This is a genomic window from Helicobacter pylori HUP-B14, assembly GCF_000259235.1.
Classification (GTDB): domain Bacteria; phylum Campylobacterota; class Campylobacteria; order Campylobacterales; family Helicobacteraceae; genus Helicobacter; species Helicobacter pylori_CU.
This window is the reverse complement of sequence record NC_017733.1, coordinates 246,897-265,239: the sequence shown is the minus strand read 5'-3', so window position 1 is coordinate 265,239 and position 18,343 is coordinate 246,897. Positions and strand designations below refer to the sequence as shown.

General features: G+C 39.5%; 16 protein-coding genes and 1 tRNA gene. 5 read left to right on the top strand and 12 right to left on the bottom strand.

Features of this window, described 5'->3' with window-relative positions:
- Positions 1–42: 42 nt before the first annotated feature.
- The 3 genes from HPB14_RS01310 to HPB14_RS01300 all read right to left on the bottom strand — a co-directional run bounded on the left by HPB14_RS01310 (position 43) and on the right by HPB14_RS01300 (position 4,130).
- A complete protein-coding gene (locus HPB14_RS01310; protein ID WP_001047992.1) occupies positions 43–2,613 on the bottom strand; it encodes an ATP-dependent Clp protease ATP-binding subunit in 2,571 nt (856 codons plus the stop codon).
- A 72-nt stretch (positions 2,614–2,685) separates the two neighbouring features.
- The gene (locus HPB14_RS01305; RefSeq protein ID WP_000806022.1) at positions 2,686–3,444 is read right to left on the bottom strand and encodes a DNA-methyltransferase; all 759 of its coding nucleotides are present in this window, start codon (positions 3,442–3,444) and stop codon (positions 2,686–2,688) included.
- On the bottom strand, positions 3,441–4,130 hold the full coding sequence (locus HPB14_RS01300; protein WP_014658420.1) for a BsaWI family type II restriction enzyme: 690 nt from the start codon (positions 4,128–4,130) through the stop codon (positions 3,441–3,443). The genes HPB14_RS01305 and HPB14_RS01300 overlap by 4 nt, the downstream gene beginning before the upstream one ends.
- Before the next feature lie 187 nt (positions 4,131–4,317).
- Here HPB14_RS01300 and HPB14_RS01295 point away from each other — a divergent pair, with 187 nt between their 5' ends.
- Together HPB14_RS01295 and HPB14_RS01290 are read left to right on the top strand one after the other, a co-directional pair.
- Positions 4,318–4,932: a hypothetical protein gene (locus HPB14_RS01295; RefSeq protein ID WP_001160136.1), complete on the top strand. Its 615-nt coding sequence runs from the start codon at positions 4,318–4,320 to the stop codon at positions 4,930–4,932.
- A 10-nt stretch (positions 4,933–4,942) separates the two neighbouring features.
- Positions 4,943–6,097, top strand: coding sequence for a DNA methyltransferase (locus tag HPB14_RS01290; RefSeq protein WP_041199463.1), 1,155 nt, complete (start codon positions 4,943–4,945; stop codon positions 6,095–6,097).
- 18 nt (positions 6,098–6,115) lie between these two features.
- Here the strand turns inward: HPB14_RS01290 and xseA are convergent, their stop codons facing one another.
- The 7 genes from xseA to hopF all read right to left on the bottom strand — a co-directional run bounded on the left by xseA (position 6,116) and on the right by hopF (position 13,730).
- On the bottom strand, positions 6,116–7,378 hold the full coding sequence (gene xseA, locus HPB14_RS01285) for an exodeoxyribonuclease VII large subunit (protein WP_000558322.1): 1,263 nt from the start codon (positions 7,376–7,378) through the stop codon (positions 6,116–6,118).
- Between the two features lie 12 nt (positions 7,379–7,390).
- The gene (gene rseP, locus HPB14_RS01280; protein ID WP_041199425.1) at positions 7,391–8,446 is read right to left on the bottom strand and encodes an RIP metalloprotease RseP; all 1,056 of its coding nucleotides are present in this window, start codon (positions 8,444–8,446) and stop codon (positions 7,391–7,393) included.
- The gene (locus HPB14_RS01275) at positions 8,443–9,111 is read right to left on the bottom strand and encodes a MotE family protein (protein ID WP_001226640.1); all 669 of its coding nucleotides are present in this window, start codon (positions 9,109–9,111) and stop codon (positions 8,443–8,445) included. Before HPB14_RS01275 ends, rseP begins: the two co-directional genes overlap by 4 nt.
- Positions 9,104–9,532 (bottom strand): flagellar FliJ family protein, encoded by a 429-nt coding sequence (locus HPB14_RS01270; RefSeq protein WP_000712848.1) that lies wholly within the window; start codon positions 9,530–9,532, stop codon positions 9,104–9,106. Before HPB14_RS01270 ends, HPB14_RS01275 begins: the two co-directional genes overlap by 8 nt.
- Complete coding sequence (gene purA, locus HPB14_RS01265; RefSeq protein ID WP_000796178.1) at positions 9,529–10,764, bottom strand: adenylosuccinate synthase; 1,236 nt, start codon at positions 10,762–10,764, stop codon at positions 9,529–9,531. Before purA ends, HPB14_RS01270 begins: the two co-directional genes overlap by 4 nt.
- Positions 10,765–10,862: 98 nt before the next feature.
- Positions 10,863–12,275, bottom strand: a complete 1,413-nt coding sequence (hopG, locus tag HPB14_RS01260; protein ID WP_000799309.1) for a Hop family outer membrane protein HopG — start codon at positions 12,273–12,275, stop codon at positions 10,863–10,865.
- A 12-nt stretch (positions 12,276–12,287) separates the two neighbouring features.
- On the bottom strand, positions 12,288–13,730 hold the full coding sequence (gene hopF / locus HPB14_RS01255; RefSeq protein WP_000788657.1) for a Hop family outer membrane protein HopF: 1,443 nt from the start codon (positions 13,728–13,730) through the stop codon (positions 12,288–12,290).
- Between the two features lie 158 nt (positions 13,731–13,888).
- Between hopF and HPB14_RS01250 the strand changes: the two genes are divergently transcribed.
- The 3 genes from HPB14_RS01250 to HPB14_RS01240 all read left to right on the top strand — a co-directional run bounded on the left by HPB14_RS01250 (position 13,889) and on the right by HPB14_RS01240 (position 16,652).
- Positions 13,889–13,964, top strand: a tRNA-Ala gene (locus HPB14_RS01250).
- Between the two features lie 105 nt (positions 13,965–14,069).
- The gene (locus tag HPB14_RS01245; RefSeq protein WP_000116882.1) at positions 14,070–15,092 is read left to right on the top strand and encodes an ABC transporter permease; all 1,023 of its coding nucleotides are present in this window, start codon (positions 14,070–14,072) and stop codon (positions 15,090–15,092) included.
- 9 nt (positions 15,093–15,101) lie between these two features.
- A complete protein-coding gene (locus HPB14_RS01240) occupies positions 15,102–16,652 on the top strand; it encodes a dipeptide ABC transporter ATP-binding protein (protein ID WP_000889854.1) in 1,551 nt (516 codons plus the stop codon).
- A gap of 53 nt (positions 16,653–16,705) precedes the next feature.
- On the opposite strand, the gene HPB14_RS01235 is transcribed toward HPB14_RS01240, so the two are convergent.
- Both HPB14_RS01235 and HPB14_RS01230 read right to left on the bottom strand, forming a co-directional pair.
- Positions 16,706–17,245, bottom strand: a complete 540-nt coding sequence (locus HPB14_RS01235; RefSeq protein WP_000157358.1) for a DUF2393 domain-containing protein — start codon at positions 17,243–17,245, stop codon at positions 16,706–16,708.
- Positions 17,246–17,251: 6 nt separating this feature from the next.
- A complete protein-coding gene (locus tag HPB14_RS01230; RefSeq protein ID WP_001121047.1) occupies positions 17,252–18,340 on the bottom strand; it encodes a prohibitin family protein in 1,089 nt (362 codons plus the stop codon).
- Positions 18,341–18,343 lie beyond the last annotated feature (3 nt).

Below are 18,343 nucleotides of genomic sequence, written 5' to 3'. Positions count from 1 at the left end.
TAAAAATAATCATTTCTTATCTTTTTTTAGAATAACAAAACCTCACTTAATCTTAGGCACAATCTCGTTATTTTCTACCACAAACGCCACGCTGTCATTCTCTTTAATTTTATCTTCTAAAATGAGTTCAGCGAGCTTGTCTTCTACCATTTCATAGAGCGCGCGCTTTAAGGGCCTAGCACCATAAAATCTGTCAAATCCCGCTTCTGCGATCAATTCTTTTGCTTTTTCGTCTAGGGTTATATTAATGCCCCTTTCAAGCGCTTTTTTTTGAATGTTTTCAAAGAGTATCCCCACGATATTGATAATGGCATGACTATCTAGGGCGTTAAAGGAGATGATTTCATCTAGGCGGTTTAAAAATTCCGGCTTGAAAAATTGCCTCAAGCTCTCTTTAATCGCTTTTTGTTTATCGGCTTCACTCAAATCCTCTTCTAAAAGCGTGCCGCTAGCCACATTGCTGGTTAAAATCAAAATCGTGTTTTTGAAATCCACCCTCACGCCCTTACTATCGGTTAAATGCCCCTCATCTAAAACTTGCAACAAGAGGTTAAACACATCCGGATGGGCTTTTTCCACTTCATCTAACAGCACCACGCTATAAGGCTTTCTGCGCACCGCTTCGGTCAATTGCCCGCCTTCTTCATAGCCCACATACCCAGGAGCGGCCCCAATAAGACGGCTTATGGCGTGCTTTTCCATATATTCGCTCATGTCAATTCGTATAAGATTTTTATCGCTATCAAACAAGAATTGCGCCAAGGCTTTAGCGCTCTCGGTTTTACCCACGCCTGTTGGCCCTAAAAAGAGGAAACTCCCTATGGGTTTATTGCTATCGCTAAGCCCGGCCTTATTCCTTTTAATCGCTTTAGCGATCGCTTTGATTGCTTTTTCTTGCCCCACCACTCTTTTTTGCAATTCGCTTTCAATGTTTAAAACCCTATTTTTTTCGCTTTGGAGCATTTTTTGGACCGGGATATGCGTCCATTGGCTCACGATCTCAGCGATGTTGTTTTCGGTTAAAGCGTTTTGCAATAACGCCCCGTTTTGTTGCATCGCTTCCCATTTATGCTGCAATTCTTCTTCTTTCTTTTTGTTTTCAGGGATTTTAGAGTATTCAATTTCACCCGCTTGCTGGTAATCCCCATTGCGTTTAAACCTCTCAGCCTCTTTTTTCAAGCTTTCCATTTCCATTTTCAAGCGTGAAATTTCCTTAAACACTTCTTTCTCGTTTTCAAATTGCGCTTCTAATTGGATTTTTTCTTCTTTCAAATCGCTCAATTCTTTAAGGATTTCTTGCATGCGTTTATGGTTGCTCTCTTTGTTTTCCATTTCAAAGGCTTGTTTTTCCATTTCTAGTCTTTGAATGGAGCGCTTCACGCTAGAAAGTTTGGCCGGTTCTGATTCCATTTGCATTTTTAATTGGGCCGCCCCCTCATCAATCAAATCAATCGCTTTATCGGGTAAAAACCTATCGGTGATATAACGGCTAGAGAGTTTAGCGCTCGCTATGAGCGCGGAGTCATTGATGGTGATATTATGGTGCGTTTCTAAAGTTTCTTTTAACCCCCTTAAGATCTGTAAAGCTTCATTGATGCTAGGCTCATTGAGTAAAATGGGTTGGAAACGCCTTTGTAACGCCATGTCTTTTTCAAAATACTTGCGGTATTCTTTTAGAGTGGTCGCTCCAATCGTGTGCAATTCCCCCCTAGCGAGCGCAGGCTTTAAAATATTAGCCGCATCCATGCCCCCCTCACTAGCCCCAGCCCCCACAATCGTGTGGATTTCATCAATGAATAAAATCACATTCGCGCTTTTTTTAACTTCTTCAATCACCTTTTTCAGGCGCTCTTCAAACTCGCCTCTGTATTTCGCTCCAGCCACCAATAAGCTTAAATCTAAAGCGACAACCCGTTTGTTTAAAAGCGTTTTAGGCACTTCCTTATTCACAATGCGTTGGGCTAGCCCTTCCACAACCGCCGTTTTCCCCACTCCAGGCTCGCCCAGTAAAATAGGGTTATTTTTTGTTTTTCTGATCAAAATTTGCATCATGCGAATAATTTCTTCATCCCTCCCGATCACGGGATCCAGCTTATTTTCTAAGGCTTTTTGCGTCAAATCAATGCCAAATTTTTCTAAACTTTCCAAATTGGAATCATCGTTTTTATCCTGGATAGTCCTGCCTTTTCTCAAAGATTCTAAAGTTTTTTGCAATTCCTTAGTGTCTAAATAAGGCTTTAGAACGCTTTCAAAAAGGCTCATATTCGCCAAAAGATACACATCGGTAGCGATGAAAGAATCGCCCCTTTTAGCCATCAAACCTTGAGCGTTTTCTAAACTTTGGATTAGAGTTTGGTTTAATTGGATATTTTGCTTGCTGATTTGTGAAACTTTAGCGAACTTATTCAGCTCGCTTTGAACGCTAAGTTTTAAAGCTTCAATATCCACAGGCATTTTTTGTAAGGCTTGAATGAGGATGCCTTGGGAGTTATTGAGCATGACAAAAAGCATGTGCAAGGGCGTTACTTCAGCGTTTTTATGGTGTAAGGCTAAAGCGAGCGCGCTGTCTAAAGTCTCATGCAATTGGTCAGTCATTTTTTCAAATAAATTCATTATCAATCCTTTTTGAGTTTTAAAATTTTTACTATTTTACACTATTTTAACCCTCAAAGGTTTTTAAAACGCTCACACTAACGACAAACTCTCTAAAATACGCTTTTTAGACAACTCGCAATATTCTTTTTCAATCTCTAAACCCACGCTAAAACGCCCTAAGGCGTTGGCCTCTAAAATAGTCGTTCCAGATCCGCTAAAAGGATCAAAAATCGTGTCTTCCAAAAAAGAAAACAATTGGATGCAACACCTGGGTAATTCCCTTGGGAATGGGGCTGGGTGTTTTAAGCGTTTTTTAGACTTTCCGCTAAAATTCCATAGCCCATTAGTGTAGAGCAAAAATTCCTCTCTACTCATCGTAGAAGTTTGTTTTTTTCGTTTGTATTCGTTTTTATAAAAAACAACAATCAATTCCACAGGAGCAATCGCATAGGGAGCACTAGCTTGCAGCCAACTCCCCCAAGCGGTGCGTCTTGAGATATTGCTTTCATTCCAAATGATCGTATTTTGGTATTTCCAACCGCATTCTTTAGCCACTGCAATAATATCTGCCCCCAAACTTTGCTTGCCATGTTTATTCGTATCTAAAGGGACATTCAAGCACAATCTCGCCTGTTCCTTACCCCAAAAATAACAATTTTTAAGCCAATTTTTACACCAATTCAAATAATCATCATAAGCCCTAAAATCATCACTCCCTTGGTATTCAATACTCAAATTATAGGGCGGTGAAGTAACGCACAAATCATAAAAACCTTTTTCAAAAGTCTCTAAAACGCTCGCATCGCCATGGTATAAATCCAATTTTTCCAAACTGAAATAAGGTTTCATAAAAGCCTTTTTAAATCTTCTAACAAATTTTCTATGCCCTTAATTTTAGAGCTTTGATCAAAATGGCTTTTGGCTAAATAAAGGCCGTCTAATTCATGCTCCATAACGATCCTAGCCTTTTTAGGCTTGTCTTTAAAACTGATTTCATCATCGTTATCCGGTGTTATCATGAAAACTTTAATGTGAGAAGTTATAGGCGATTGCAAAAGCTTTAATTTCCAATAAGGCGTTTCTGTGAAACGCTCTCTAAACGAATTTTTTACCGATAAAATCGCTAGGATTTTGACATTATCCTTGTTGGTTTGATAAAGAATAATATCTGGCAAAACGCTATAGCCTCCAAAATGCACCAATAAAGCCCGTTTGACTCTATCCAGCTCGCCATTAATGCGCTTAGCCCTTAAGATTTTATCGTTCGTCATTTTGACATTGTTTTTAATACAGAAATCTTTTAATAAAAGTTCTATGATTTTTTCTAACGCTCTTCCCATAGTGCTCACAAAGCCTTGTCTGGCCAAAATACTAGCCTCTTCCTTGCTTTTATTTTGCTTGATATAATCGTTCATTTTATGGTTTAAGAAGCGTTCTTTTTCTTGCACATAAAAAACCTGTAAAAACTTGTAAGGCTCAGGTTGTTCTCTCATAAAATCTTTAAAACGCTCTAAAATAATATCGGCTAAACCCAATCCAAACACCTTAATCAACAGGAATCCATCAAATTATAATACAAAACTTTTTTATAATGGCTGGCGTTTGAAACAAGCTATAATAAAAATGAAATTTAAATTTTAGATATTCTGCTTAAAAGTATTGCTAATGAATCATATATTTTCACTAAAATAATATTGAAAGAATTTAATCAAAGGGCTAGACATGCAATTTTTAAATCAATCTTTAGGATTTTTTAATAAGGGGTGCTTTGAACCCATTGATAGAAACTTCATTACAGAAAGCTATCAAGCACTAAAGCCAATTGAAGAAATTCAAAATAAATACAATAAACATGACAACGATTCATTTTTGAATGAATTAAGAGACAGCATGGTGGCTTTATATTTAGATTATGAGCTCATCAATACCCAAAAGCATGGCCTTGATGCCAAAAGAAGTTCAAGCGATGAATTTTTAGAAATCAAACAAGTATCTTTTCAAAGTAAAACTTGGAGTGCGACTTTTAATGACACCACTTTAGAAAAAGCCAAAGTTTTTTGCGATATTAAAACGACTTTAGCCGTTGGCGTGTGGAATAATATTTCTAATCTTTTATTTATTGTTTATGGGAAGCACCCTGAAATGGGATTGTATTTAGAGCAAAAAGTGAAAGAGTGTCATAACGAAAGGAGACGTTCAACTCAAACGATAGGGGTTAGTCAATTAATCAAAGAATTTGATTTTAAAATGAAACCCATTGATTTAAAAGAACAAGAGCTTATCAATCTTTTTAATCTTAAATTTGGTCGTTTTTCTTGGGAAAATCATCTTGCATAAAGTTTTTATCATGGAAGCTTTGGAGTGTTTGAAAAGGATAGAAAAAGAAAGCATCCAAACGATCTATATAGACCCCCCTTATAACACCAAGAGTTTTAATTTTGAATATGAAGACGATCATGCTGACTATGAAAAATGGATTAAAGAACATTTGATTTTAGCAAAGGCTGTGTTAAAACAAAGTGGTTGTATTTTTATTTCTATAGATGATAATAAAATGGCTGAAGTTAAAATCATTGCCAATGAAATTTTTGGAACGCGCAATTTTTTAGGCACTTTTATCACTAAACAAGCCACAAGGTCTAACGCTAAACACATCAATATTACCCATGAGTATGTTTTAAGCTACGCCAAAAATAAAGCGTTCGCTCCTGGTTTTAAGATCTTACGAACGCTTTTGCCCATTTATGCTAAAGCATTAAAAGATTTAATGCGAACGATTAAAAATGTTTTTAGACAAAAAGGACAAGCTCAAGCCCAACTTGTCCTAAAAGAACAAATCAAAGAGTTATCTCAAAAAGAACATTTTAATTTTTTAAAAAATTATAATTTGGTGGATGAAAAAGGTGAAATTTATTTCGCTAAAGATTTATCCACGCCTTCAAACCCACGCAGCGTAGCGATAGAAGAAATCAATCTTTTTTTAGAACCCTTAAAAAGCAGAGGGTGGAGCAGCGATGAAAAGCTTAAGGATTTATATTATCAAAATAGACTTATTTTTAAGAATAATCGCCCTTATGAAAAATATTACCTAAAAGAATCGCAAGATAATTGTTTGAGCGTGTTGGATTTTTATAGCCGACAAGGCACAAAAGATTTAGAAAAATTAGGCTTAAAGGGGCTTTTTAAGACGCCAAAACCTGTAGCATTGATTAAATATTTATTGCTATGCTCCACCCCCAAAGATTCTATTATTTTAGATTTTTTTGCAGGTAGCGGGACAACAGCGCAAGCGGTTATAGAAGTTAATAAGGATTATGATTTGAACTGGTCTTTTTATTTGTGTCAAAAAGAAGAAAAAATTAAAAATAACCCGCAAGCTGTTAGCATTTTAAAAAACAAGGGGTATCAAAACACGATTTCAAACATCATGCTATTGCGTTTAGAAAAGATCATTAAAAGAAGTGAATACGAAATCTTAAAAACAAAATCTATTGTATTTTAAATCTTATTTTTCAAACCCCTACACCCTATCCACGCTCAAAATTTCAGCGCTCGCTCTGGCTTTTTCATTACTCAATTCAATTTTATCGCCCCTTTTTAATGCCTCTAATTCTATCGCTTGATGATTTTTGCTCACCAACGCCCCGAATTGGGGTAATTTCAAATTGGCATGAGCGAGTTTAAGGGCGTTTTCTAGTGCATTCAATCGCTCTGTTTTAGTTTGTAAAAAAGAGCTTGTCAATGTTTGAATAGAGATTTTTTCTAAAAGCGTTTTTTTAAAGCGTAAAAATTCTAAGGTTTTATTTTCTAGAGCGATTGTTAGTTTCTCTAGTTTTAAAGCGTTTAAATGGTGCTTGTTTTCAAAACTCAATCGTTTTAAAGAAGCCGCTAAATGCTCTAAATGCGCCTTTTTTTGATGGAGCAAAGTTTTAAAAGAGCGGTGCAATTTCACATTAAACCCATCAAGTCTTTGCAACCATTCATCGCTATTAGGGAGCAAAATCTCCATCGCGTTTGAAGGCGTAGAAGCCCTTAAATCCGCCACTAAATCGCTCAATAAAAAATCGCTCTCATGCCCAATAGCTGACATGCTGAAAGTTTTAGCCAAATACAGAGCATCAGCGATTTTTTCATCATTGAAAGAATACAAATCCTCCATGCTCCCCCCACCTCTAGCCATTACAATCGCATCAAAAGCGTTTTTTGTGTCATGAAAACTATCCGCATAAGCGATGCTCTCCACCACGCTTTGAACGCAGCCCTCCCCTTGCATTAGAGTATTGATGCAAACCAATTCGCACATCGGCCATCGTTTGGAAGCGATCTTTTGCATGTCCGCCCAAGCGGCTGAATTTTGAGAAGTGATGACTGCCACTCGTTTAGGAAAATGCGGTTTGGGCAATTTATTGGCTTCATCAAAATAGCCTTTAAGGCGTAATTTTTCTTTCAATTGCTCTAAAGCTAGGGTTAATGAACCTATGTCTTTAGGCTCTATTTCAAAGCAATTGATTTGATAATCCCCCCTTGGAACATACACGCTAATAGCCCCAAAAACAACCACTTCCTGCCCTTCTTTTAAAGCGAATTTGAGCCTGTTAGCGTTCCCTTTAAACAGCACGCATCTGATGACTGACTGGCTGTCTTTGAGCGAAAAATACGCATGACCGCTCACCTTATGGATAGTCAAATTACTCACTTCCCCTTGAACCCTAACTTGCAAAAAAGTCGTTTCTAAAAGGGCTTTGATCTGCGCATTGATTTCACTCACGCTCAATACATGCATCAACTCCCCCTTTTATAGCAAACGAGTGAGGTCATTGAAAAGCCCTAAAAACATGATAAAAACCAAAAACCCCACCCCCGCTAGCCACAACGCATTTTGCATAAACGCCGGCAAAGTGATCTTAAAAATGTTTTTAAAAACAACCCCTAACATTTGCGCCCCATCCAGCGCTGGAATGGGTAATAAATTTAAAATCCCTAAATTGATAGACAAAAACGCCCCAAACAACAAAAGCATGCTCAAACTATTGGCATGGCTTAACGCTCCCACAATGCCTATTACCCCGCTCAATTCCTTAACTGAAGCGCTCCCCATAATCAAACGCTTTAAAGAATCCACAATCAAAACAACGCTCTCTTTAAACCGACTCAAAGCCTGCTTGAACGCCTGAATTAAGGAATAAGAGACAACGCCCGTTTTTTGCATGTCCGGTTTGATGCCTATCGCTTTATACCGGATCATTTCATTAGGATCATTAGATTCGCTTATTACCGCCACGATTTTGGGGGTTAGGCGTTTTTCTAAAATCCGGTTGTTTCGCTCTATTTCTAAAATTAACTCGCCTTGAGAACGCGCCACTATGCCTCTAATCTCTCTAAAACTCGCTATTTTTTGATGGTTGATAGAAAGGATTTTATCCCCCTTTAACAGCCCGGCCTCTAGCGCGTTATTGTCTAAATTGCCAATGATTGGCAGTAAGACTTTTTCCCCGCTCAATGCCAGAAAAAAATACACTAAAACCGCAAAAAGAAAATTAAAAAACGCCCCCCCAAATAGTATCCATAGCTTTTGGAAAGGGCTTTTTTGCGCGTAGCTATCATCCGCTTGATTTTCCTCATTCGCTTCTTTTTCTTCTTTATCCATGCCCTTTAATTTCACATAGCCCCCAAGTGGGATCAAAGACAGAGCGAATTGCGTGCCAAAAAGCTTGAAAAACCAGAGCTTTTTACCAAAACCAATGCTAAAGACTTCTACCTTCACCCCACAAATCCTAGCGATAACAAAATGCCCTAGCTCATGGACAAAGATTAAAAACGCCAGCATTAAAACCGCTACAATGAACATCATACCCCCGTTGGCTCTTTGGTATTAGGATCTTTTATTATCGGCTCTTTTAAAGGCGTGGGTGGTGTAGGGGGCGTGGGATCTATGGTTTTTTGGCTTTCTTTATTTTCTTTATTTTCTTTTGGGGGTTTTTGCCACAACTCTGTCAAAGCCGCCGCTTTTTTAGGATCCATTTTGGCTAAAATTTTACCTAATTCTTGGGGTTTTAGCGCCATTAAAATTTCTAAGGCGTTTTGAGTGGGTAAATTTTCTAAAATCAGAGCCGATTTAGAATCTTTCATTTTAGAATAAGTCTCGCCAATCTTGCTGTCTTTAGCCTGCTTGATTTCTCTTAAAATTTCTTCATTTTCTTCTATCAAATTTTTAAGGCGTTTCTTTTCTTCTGTTTGTAAGGTTTTAAAGGCTTCTTCTTTAGCCGCTAAATTTTTCAGTTTTTCGTCTATTTCTTTTTCTTTCTTGTTTAATAGATCGCTTTTTTCATCTAAAAGGCGGGCGTTTTCGGTTTGCAAGATCCTTAAAGACTGCTCTTTTTCACTCAATTGGCGCAAATCGTCTTTCAATTCGGCTTTTTTAGATTCAAAAATCGCAGAGCATTGCAACAATTCTTGCACGGCTTCTTCGCCAAAGAACGCTTGTAAAATTAAGCCCATTAACAAGATTTTACGCATGCAAGCCCCCTTTTTGCCAGTGTAAAATCATGGCGTTTTCGTCTAAAAGAACCTGCTCTTTTTTTTCCAAAATTTCCTTTTCTTTTTGTTTTTCCTTTTCTAAAATGATTTTAGCTTTTTCTAATTCCTGGTTGGCCAAAAGATAATCTTTTTCTAAAACTTTTAAATCCTTAGTTAAATTCTCGCCCTCTTGTTGGCAATATTCTATCTCCATTCTTAGAGCGCTTTTTAATTGCTGGGTTTGTAAAAAAAGGCTCATTCCCCCCAATTCAGGGTTTTTAAACGCGCTCAATTGGGCTTGTTTGTCCAAAATTTCTCGCTCGTTTTGTTGCAATTCTAAACGCTTGCTTTCAAGCTTTCGCTCTATTTTTTCTAACGCAAGGGTTTTTAATTGCACCAACACAGAAGCGAATTTTTTCATAGAAAAATCGTGTCTTCTCTTTCAGGGCTTGTAGAAATAAGGCGGATTTTTACCCCCACTTCTTTTTCAATAAAACGGATATACTCTCTGGCGTTTGGCTCTAAATCCTCTAATTTTCTCACGCCCACGCTTTTTTCCCAGCCTTTAAAAGTTTGATAGACCGGCGTGCAATCTTTCAAATCGCTAGGGAAAGCCTCCAATCTTTCGCCCTTTCTTTCATAAGCCACGCACACCTTAATCGCATCAATCCCGTCCAAAACATCTAATTTCATTAAAGCTAATTGCGTGCAACCATTCAAAGCGCAAGCGTATTTTAAAGCCACCAAATCCAGCCATCCGCAACGCCTTGGGCGCTTGGTTGTCGTGCCAAACTCCGCGCCCTTAGTCCTTAAATGATCGCCCATGGGTGTAGAATCTTCGCTAGGGAAAGGCCCGTTCCCCACACGAGTACAATACGCTTTCGTGATGCCCATCACTTCATTGATCGCTTTAGGGTTTAAGCCAGTGCTCACGCAAGCGCTAGCGCTCGTGGTGTTAGAGCTTGTTACAAAAGGGTAAGTCCCTAAATCAATGTCTAAAAGCGTGCCTTGCGCCCCTTCTAATAGGATTTTTTCACCCTTTTGGTTCGCTTCTATCAGCATGCTTGTCGTGTCTTTGATAAAGGGGCGAATTTTTGGAGCGTAAGCTTTAAAATACCCTCTCAAATCTTTTTCGTAATCCTCGCCCAAATCATACGCTTCCTTAAAAGGCTCAATGGCTTTGAAATGCGCGTTTAGTTTCTCTTCTAATATGGTATCGTCTAATAAATCCCCCATTCTTATCCCGCTCCTGGCCATTTTATCCTCATAGCAAGGGCCTATGCCTTTTTTAGTCGTGCCGATGTTTTGAGATTTTTCTTTAAAAGCGTCTTTTTTGGCATGATAGGGCAAGATCACATGGGCTCTGTCGCTGACAAACAAACGATTTTCTAAATCCTCAAACGCGCTGATTTCTTCGCACAAATCCTTAACGCTCACGACCACCGCACTAGAAATGATGTTCTTGCATTTGGGGTATAAAACCCCTGAGGGCATTAAATGCAAAGAGTGCTTAACCCCCTTATGCACAATGGTATGCCCAGCATTATGCCCGCCTTGATAGCGCACCACAAAGTCATAATCTTTAGCGATCCTATCAACAATTTTTCCCTTCCCCTCATCTCCCCACTGGATCCCCACAACGACATCTGCCATAAAATATTATCCTTAAAACAAAGTAGATTGGATTGTTTAAAAGCTTGTTAGAATACCAAAAAAAAGTAAAGAGCCTCTTTATAAGCCCTAAAAAGAGCTTAAAAGCCTATCGTGTAATTGATATAGAACGCATACAAACGCCTGTAATCCACATCAGCCCCATTGGCCCTCAAATACCTTTGATTGATAGCCGGGATTTTCACGCCAAATTCCATCCCATGCTGAATGCTTTGAGACGTGCTCAAAAACCGGCGGTGCATGGTGCTGGCAAAATGAGCCCTTAAGCCCAAATTAAATAAAAATTGGAAATTCGTGGGAGTGGGGTATTCTTTAAACGAGTTTTCAATTTGACCTCTTAAAGAGCTATCCCAAGTGTTACCCGCTATTTGAATGCCCCCAAACACCCCCACATTCAAGGACTGATCGCTAAAAACCCTTCTAAAGATATTCCATAAAAAGTCCGTGCCAGCGCCATAAGTAAAGATATTCGCTTTAACAGCGCTGCTAAGACTGCCCAATTGCGTAAAGCCGTAATCAAAGAAAGCGTAATATCGTAAGCCTATATTCCGCTTGTTCCCAAAAAATTGCTTATAGCCCATTTGAATGCCAAAGCCATTAATAACCCCATGCTGAGAGCTTGTGCCTGGCCCAAATTGGGGCAAGTAAGGCTCATCGTAATTATTCAGCATTCCTCCTAGCTGTTTTAAATTCTCTTGGTAAGTAGCGATTCGATCCGAGATGGTTTTCACATCCTTTTGGAGCATGGCCCCTGCACCACCGCTCTTATTCAAGCTTTCTGCGATCTGGCCTAGCTTTGCTGCAGAAGTGTCATTAAAAAGCTGCATTTGGGCTAATAGCCCTTTTAAAAACACCGAATTGCTATCTAAATTCACCCTTGTGAGCGCGTTTAAAAGCGCCACGCTCTCGGTGGCTAAGAGACTGAATTCATTTTGAGAACCATAGAGAACTTTTATAATCCCCACATATTCAGGAACGACTCCATTGTTGCTGCCATTATTACTATTATTAACCAAGTTATACAGCACGTTACTCAAATACACTTGCAAGGCTTGAACGCTATAAGCGTTTTTATTCGCTTCAAAGCGTTGCTCAATTTGAGGGAGTATTTTTTTAAACTGGGTTAACTCTGCGTTGTTGTTGTCAACAGTTGTATTAGTATTGATAATTTGATTGCCTATCCCTAAAAGAGCGTCCATGGTCGTGTTTGTCGCTAAAGCTAAAAGCCCATTACCCCCTGCCATACCCACGCCCACTTGGCGGAAATCATCAATGACATTATTCCTTAAGGTGCTGCCTTTGTTATTGATATTTTGTTGCGCGCCGCCGATTTGATAGCCCACTCCCATATAAAAGCCATCGTCTTCAGCTAACGCCACGCTTAAAGGAAGGCTAAAAAGCAGAGCGGTTTTTAAAAGCCCCTTTTTGAGCGTGTGGTATTGACCTTTTTTCATTCTTGTATTCTTTATCTCTTTTGTATTGGTGTTTTTCATCAAGAGCCTTCCTTAAAAACCGACTGAATAGCCCACATAGAAGCTAAAATTCCTCATATAGCTCGCACTTGAGCCTTGGGTTGCGAAATATTTATGAGCGATAACAGGGATTTTCACCCCAAATTCTATCCCTTGGTCCAGCCTGTGCTTATTGAAATTGGTTTTTGCAAAGTTGGTGCGCACGCCCAAATCAAACAAGAATTGGAACGAACTGGACTTGACATCAGGCCTTTGCCCACTCAATAAGTTCGTTACATTCGTGCTCCAAGTTTGCCCTGCAATTTGAGCGCCAAAGAAAAGACCGATCGTAGTCCTTTCCCTCCTTCTAGAGCGTTCATACACATTGCATAAAAAATCCGTCCCTACCCCATAAGTAACGAGATTCGCCCCCACTTTTAAATTCGTATCGCCAAAATTCGCATAGCCATAATCCAAAAACCCGTAATACCTTAAGCCAATATTTTTCTTATGGGTGAAAAATTGTTTATAGCCCATCTTAGCCCCAAAGCCGTTCATGCTCGCTGACTGATAATCTTTGAGAGAAAAGAGGTTAGGGATATAAGAAATCTTATAAAGAGAACTAGCCGAAGATTCAAACTGACCTAAACTCGCGTTGATGATATTTATGACTCTATCTAGTCCTTTCTTATAAATAAGCTGACTCCCAGTAAAACAAGACGATGCACTGCTACAAATATTTTTTTCAATAAAACTCCCTAACCTCAAAGTCTCACGATCCAAAGAAATCCCGCTCTTAATCAAAGCATTGAGCTCGCTCACCGTAGAATCAGCCCCTATCAAGCCCGTTTGCGAAGAAAAATTTTGCATGCCTGTGGCAATATCGCCCACGCTCACGCCATTATACGCTCCATTAGTCCCGCCTGCGCCTAAAAGCATGACTTTCATGATGTTTTCGTATAGCTGTCCGTTATTGTTTTGTTGGATTTTACTCAAATCCACTTGCCCTAAAGCTAAAACGATGTTTTGAGCCACTAAGAGCATGCTATCGGTGATACCGATTTGTTTATTCCCCACATCCACCACCAAAGGCTTAATGACACCCTGATTAGCGTATTGTTGGGATAGATCCAATAGTTTTCCTAAAATCCCTAGAGATTGCTCTAAATTGGCTAAGGCTTGGTTTGATGGTCCGTTTTGCTGTGATGGTTGTGCATTGTTTTTCAGGCTTTCACTCAAAAGAGTTTTTGTTTTATTCCCTAAAATATCCAAGTAGTAGGATAAGGGGATAGCAGAAGTTTGCAACCTCACAGCCCCATCTCTAATGAGTTGCTTTAATTCTTGCGCTTGGGTGAAGCCTGGATTTTTCAATTCCTGTCTGGCCAAACTCGTTTGATAATCTATGACAAAAAACGCCCCATCTTCTTCAGCGTTACACAAAGACATGCTCGCTAGCAAGGAAAGAGCGATCGTTTTTTTAAAGGAGTGGTTTTTCAAAAATATCCTTTTTGCTTTGATAAGTGATTTTACTTAATCCATAAAAGAAACTTTCTAATTTTAAGATAATCATTCTTAATTTGCTATTAAGTGTTTCAAAAAAGCATCAAATTGACATCTTTTAAGCAAAATGTTATAATGCTCGCTTAATTTTATTTGGGGTGTTAGCTCAGTTGGGAGAGCGCAACGCTGGCAGCGTTGAGGTCAGGGGTTCGAACCCCCTACACTCCACCATTATTTATTACGCTTATCCTTTTTCTTTATTGATCAAACCCATTTTCTTGCTAGTATTACCTATAATTAATTATAATCTTAGGAATTGTTTTTCATCAAGGGAGTTTGAGCGTGAGCAGTTTGTTTAAAATGCGTATTCTTAGTTTTAAAAAGAATAAGCGGGCGGTGTTTTCACTCTATCTTTTTATCGCTTTATTAGCGCTTTCTCTTTTAGCCCCCTTGTGGGTCAATGATCGCCCCTTATTCATCTATAAAGACAATAAAGCGTATTTCCCTATGTTTAAAAACTATGCGGAAGTGGAGTTTGGAGGCGATTTTTTCACCCCTACGGACTATAACGATCCTTATGTGCAAAACACGCTCTTAAAAGACGCTTTCATCATCCATGCGCTCATTCCTTATAGCTACGATACGATCATTATGGATTTAGACTCGCCTGCCCCCACCCCCCCAAGCTTCAAACACCTTTTAGGCACAGACGATCAAGCCAGAGACGTGTTAGCCAGGCTGGTTTATGGCTATCGGGTTTCGTTAGTGTTTGGGATTTTACTCACCCTTTTTAGCGTTCTTATTGGCGTGAGTTTGGGAGCGTTTCAGGGGTATTATGGAGGGTTAGTGGATTTATTAGGGCAAAGGTTGAGCGAGATTTGGAGCGCCATTCCCATGCTTTTTTTACTCATTGTGATTTCTAGCGCGTTTAATTCCAATTTTTGGATCATTTTATTTTTAGTCTTGCTCTTTAGCTGGATGGGGCTTTCTCAAGTCGTGCGCACGGAGTTTTTAAAAGCAAGGAATATGGACTACACCAAAGCCGCTAGAGCGCTTGGGGTGAATGATTTAAAAATCATTTTCTACCATGTTTTACCCAACGCTTTAGTGGCGACGATCACTTATGTGCCGTTTTTAATGGCGGCTAGCATTTCCACTTTAGTGTCTTTGGATTTCTTGGGTTTTGGCATGCCTATAGGGAGCGCGAGCTTGGGCGAATTAGTCAATCAAGGCAAGGATAATCTCACTACGCCCCATTTAGCCATCGTTGCGTTTGTAGCCATTAGCTTGTTGCTTTCTGTTTTGGTGTTCATTGGCGAAGGGGTGCGCGATGCTTTCAACGCCAACATGCTCAAATAAGGGGGTTATATGCTAGAAATCAAAAACTTGAACTGCGTTTTAAACGCGCATTTTTCGCTCCAAAACATCAATATTTCGTTAAATCCTAGCGAAAGAGTGGCGATCGTGGGCGAGAGCGGGAGTGGGAAAAGCTCTATCGCTAATCTCATCATGCGTTTAAACCCTAGATTCAAGCCCCATAATGGCGAAGTGCTGTTTGAAACAACCAACCTTTTAAAAGAAAGCGAAGCGTTTATGCAGCATTTAAGGGGAAATATTATCGCTTACATCGCTCAAGACCCCCTATCCAGCCTAAACCCCTTGCATAAAATCGGCAAGCAAATGAGTGAAGCCTATTTTTTACACCATAAAAACGCTTCTAAAACGCTCCTTAAAGAAAAAGTTTTAAACGCCATGAAACAAGTCCAATTAGATGAAAAGTTTTTGGATCGTTACCCTTATGAATTGAGCGGAGGGCAACGCCAAAGAGTGTGTATCGCTATGGGCATTATTAATGCGCCCAAACTGCTCATTTGCGATGAGCCTACCACCGCGCTAGATGCGCAAATCCAAAACCAGATTTTAGACTTGCTCAAACAATTGAGTGTGGAAAAAAACATCGCTCTTTTATTCATTAGCCATGATTTAAAAGCGGTCAAACGCTTGGCCGATAGGGTTTATGTGCTAAAAAAAGGCGAGATAGTAGAAACCAATTTGACTAAAGAGCTTTTTAATGACCCCAAGCATGAATATTCAAAGCTCTTGATTCAAGCTTCAAACTTGCCCGCTAAAAATTTAAAAGCGCTAGATGAAACGCTTTTAGAGGTGGAAGATTTTAGCGTTTATTACTTGCAAAAACGCTTTTTTAGGCCTTCTTTAAAAAAGCCCCTTATCGCATCAGTCAATTTTTCCCTCAAAGCCAAAGAAAACATCGGCATCATTGGCGAAAGCGGGAGCGGGAAAAGCTCTTTGGCGTTAGGGCTTTTAAAACTCGCTTTAAACAGCGGAGAAGAAAAGATTTTAGGCCAAAGCGTGGGGCCTTTAAATTCTAAGGCGTTCAAACCCTACCGCAAGATCTTGCAAATGGTGTTTCAAGACCCTTACGCTTCATTAAATCCTCGCTTAAGCATTCAAAGCATTTTAATAGAAGCTTTGCGCTTTGCTTACCCTAAATCTTCCAAAGAAGAATGGCACCATTTAGCTGAACTTTGTTTAGAAGAAGTGTGTTTAAACCCTGAATTGCTTAACTTTTACGCTTATGAGCTCAGTGGAGGGGAACGCCAAAGAGTAGCGATCGCTAGAGCGATTGCCTTAAAACCTAAAATCATTCTTTTAGATGAGCCCACTTCTGCTTTAGACAAAAGCATTCAAAAAAGCGTGTTGGAATTGTTGTTGGATTTACAAGAAAAGCAGGATCTGAGCTATTTGTTTATCAGCCATGATTTAGACGTGATCAAAGCGTTTTGCGATAAGGTGTTAGTGGTGAGTGAGGGGAAAGTCGTAGAAATGGGCGCTATTGAAGAAGTGTTTGACAACCCTAAGCATGCTTATACGAAGCGTTTGTTGGAATCCAGGCTTTAAAGGGGCTAGCTCTTAAAAAATACTCAAACGCATGGGTGTTATCTTTTCATTTTCTATAAACAAAACAAAGAAACTTGATAGGGGGCTGTTTTTGAATAAGGGTAGTTGTCAATAAAGAATGAAAAAACCTTGGATTCTTCAGGCAAAATCTTTTCTTTAAAGGTTTTTTCATAGCTTTTTTTGACAAACCATTTAAACGCATGCTCTTCTACAAAATTGTGAGAGTTTTTAAGCACTTCTAGGCGTAAAACGCATTTGTTTAGACTGAATTTGGAATGGTTTTTGACTCCCACTTGCAAAGAAAAGGCGTTGCTATAACTTAAAGGGTTAGCATGTAAGATGCGTGTTTCTATGGGGTAAATCGCTTGAGTGAGTAAAACCTTCAAAACAAAAGGCATGCTCAAAAACGCGCCCAAAAAAGCTGTTGTTGCTATATAACTAGCTATGCGGTTTCTTAAAAGCAGAGCCAAAAGGAGCAAAATCGCGCAAAAAAGGATTAAAACGCTCGCTATTAAAACGCTAATTAAAGTCGCTTGATTTAAAAAGCCCTTAAAAGACTCCAAAAAAGCTTGGATAAAGGCAAGAGACGCCATGCGTTTTTAAGGCTCTTTAGTCTCGGCAATACTAGATTTAACCTTGCTTTTAGTGTCAATCCAAATATTAGGCACAGCCCCGCCTGGAGTGAGCATGATTTGAGCGTTGTTGTTCGTTTTTAACGCTTCATTAAACTGGCCTTGAACTTCAATTTGGCGCAGCCTTAAAAGCTTGTCGCTCAAGCTTTGCGAAATGCTTAAATTGGCTTGAGATTTCGCCTTAGCCTCAATCACGATCGCATCCGCCACGCCCTGAGCCTTAATCCTGTTAGCGTCCGCTTCCCCTTTAGCCAGAGCGGCTTGTTTTTGAGCTTCTTGTTTAGAGCGCTCCACCTCGTATTTCACCCTTTCTGATTCTTGGCGCGCGATTTGGACTTTTTCAATTTGCTCTTTAATCTTAGCGGGCAAGACGATTTCTCTCAATTGGATAGAGCTTAATTCCACAGGGGTGTTGGGGAGCTTAGAAACTTCTTTATTGATACCGCTATTAATAAGAGCGGCGATTTCATTGCGCTTAATGGGTAAATCTTCAGCCGGATAGCGCCCCACGACAGAGCGCACCACATCGCGCACCACAGGGTTGATGATTTTTTGCTCCCAAGACAAGCCATAAGTAGCGATCGTTTGGGGGGTGGTTTGGGGGTTTAGGCGGTATTGCACGGTGAGTTCAATAGAAACGGTCAAACCCCTGCTATCCATCACATTAATAGCGTCATTTCTAAAAATCCCTTGGTTTTTACCCGCCACGCCCATGTCTTCGGTGCGTGAAAAATTGATATTCCTGATCCTTGTATCTACAATGAGAATGTCTTGAATGATAGGCACAAAAAAGTGGATTCCCGGCTGTAAGGGGGTGGGTTCGTATTTCCCGGCGGTGATTTTAATGCCAATTTCTCCTGAGCTAATCACTTCAAAAGGCTTGGCCAAAAAAGCGATAACGCCCAAAAGGACAATAACGATTAAAACCGATAGTTTTTTGGAATTAAAAGAGTTAGACGGCGGAATGAAACGCCCCCCATTATTAGGCGTATTAGGCGTGGGGTTTTCTCTTTGAGGATTTTTCTTTTTTAAATGTTCGTTCAAATCAATGGGCATGAA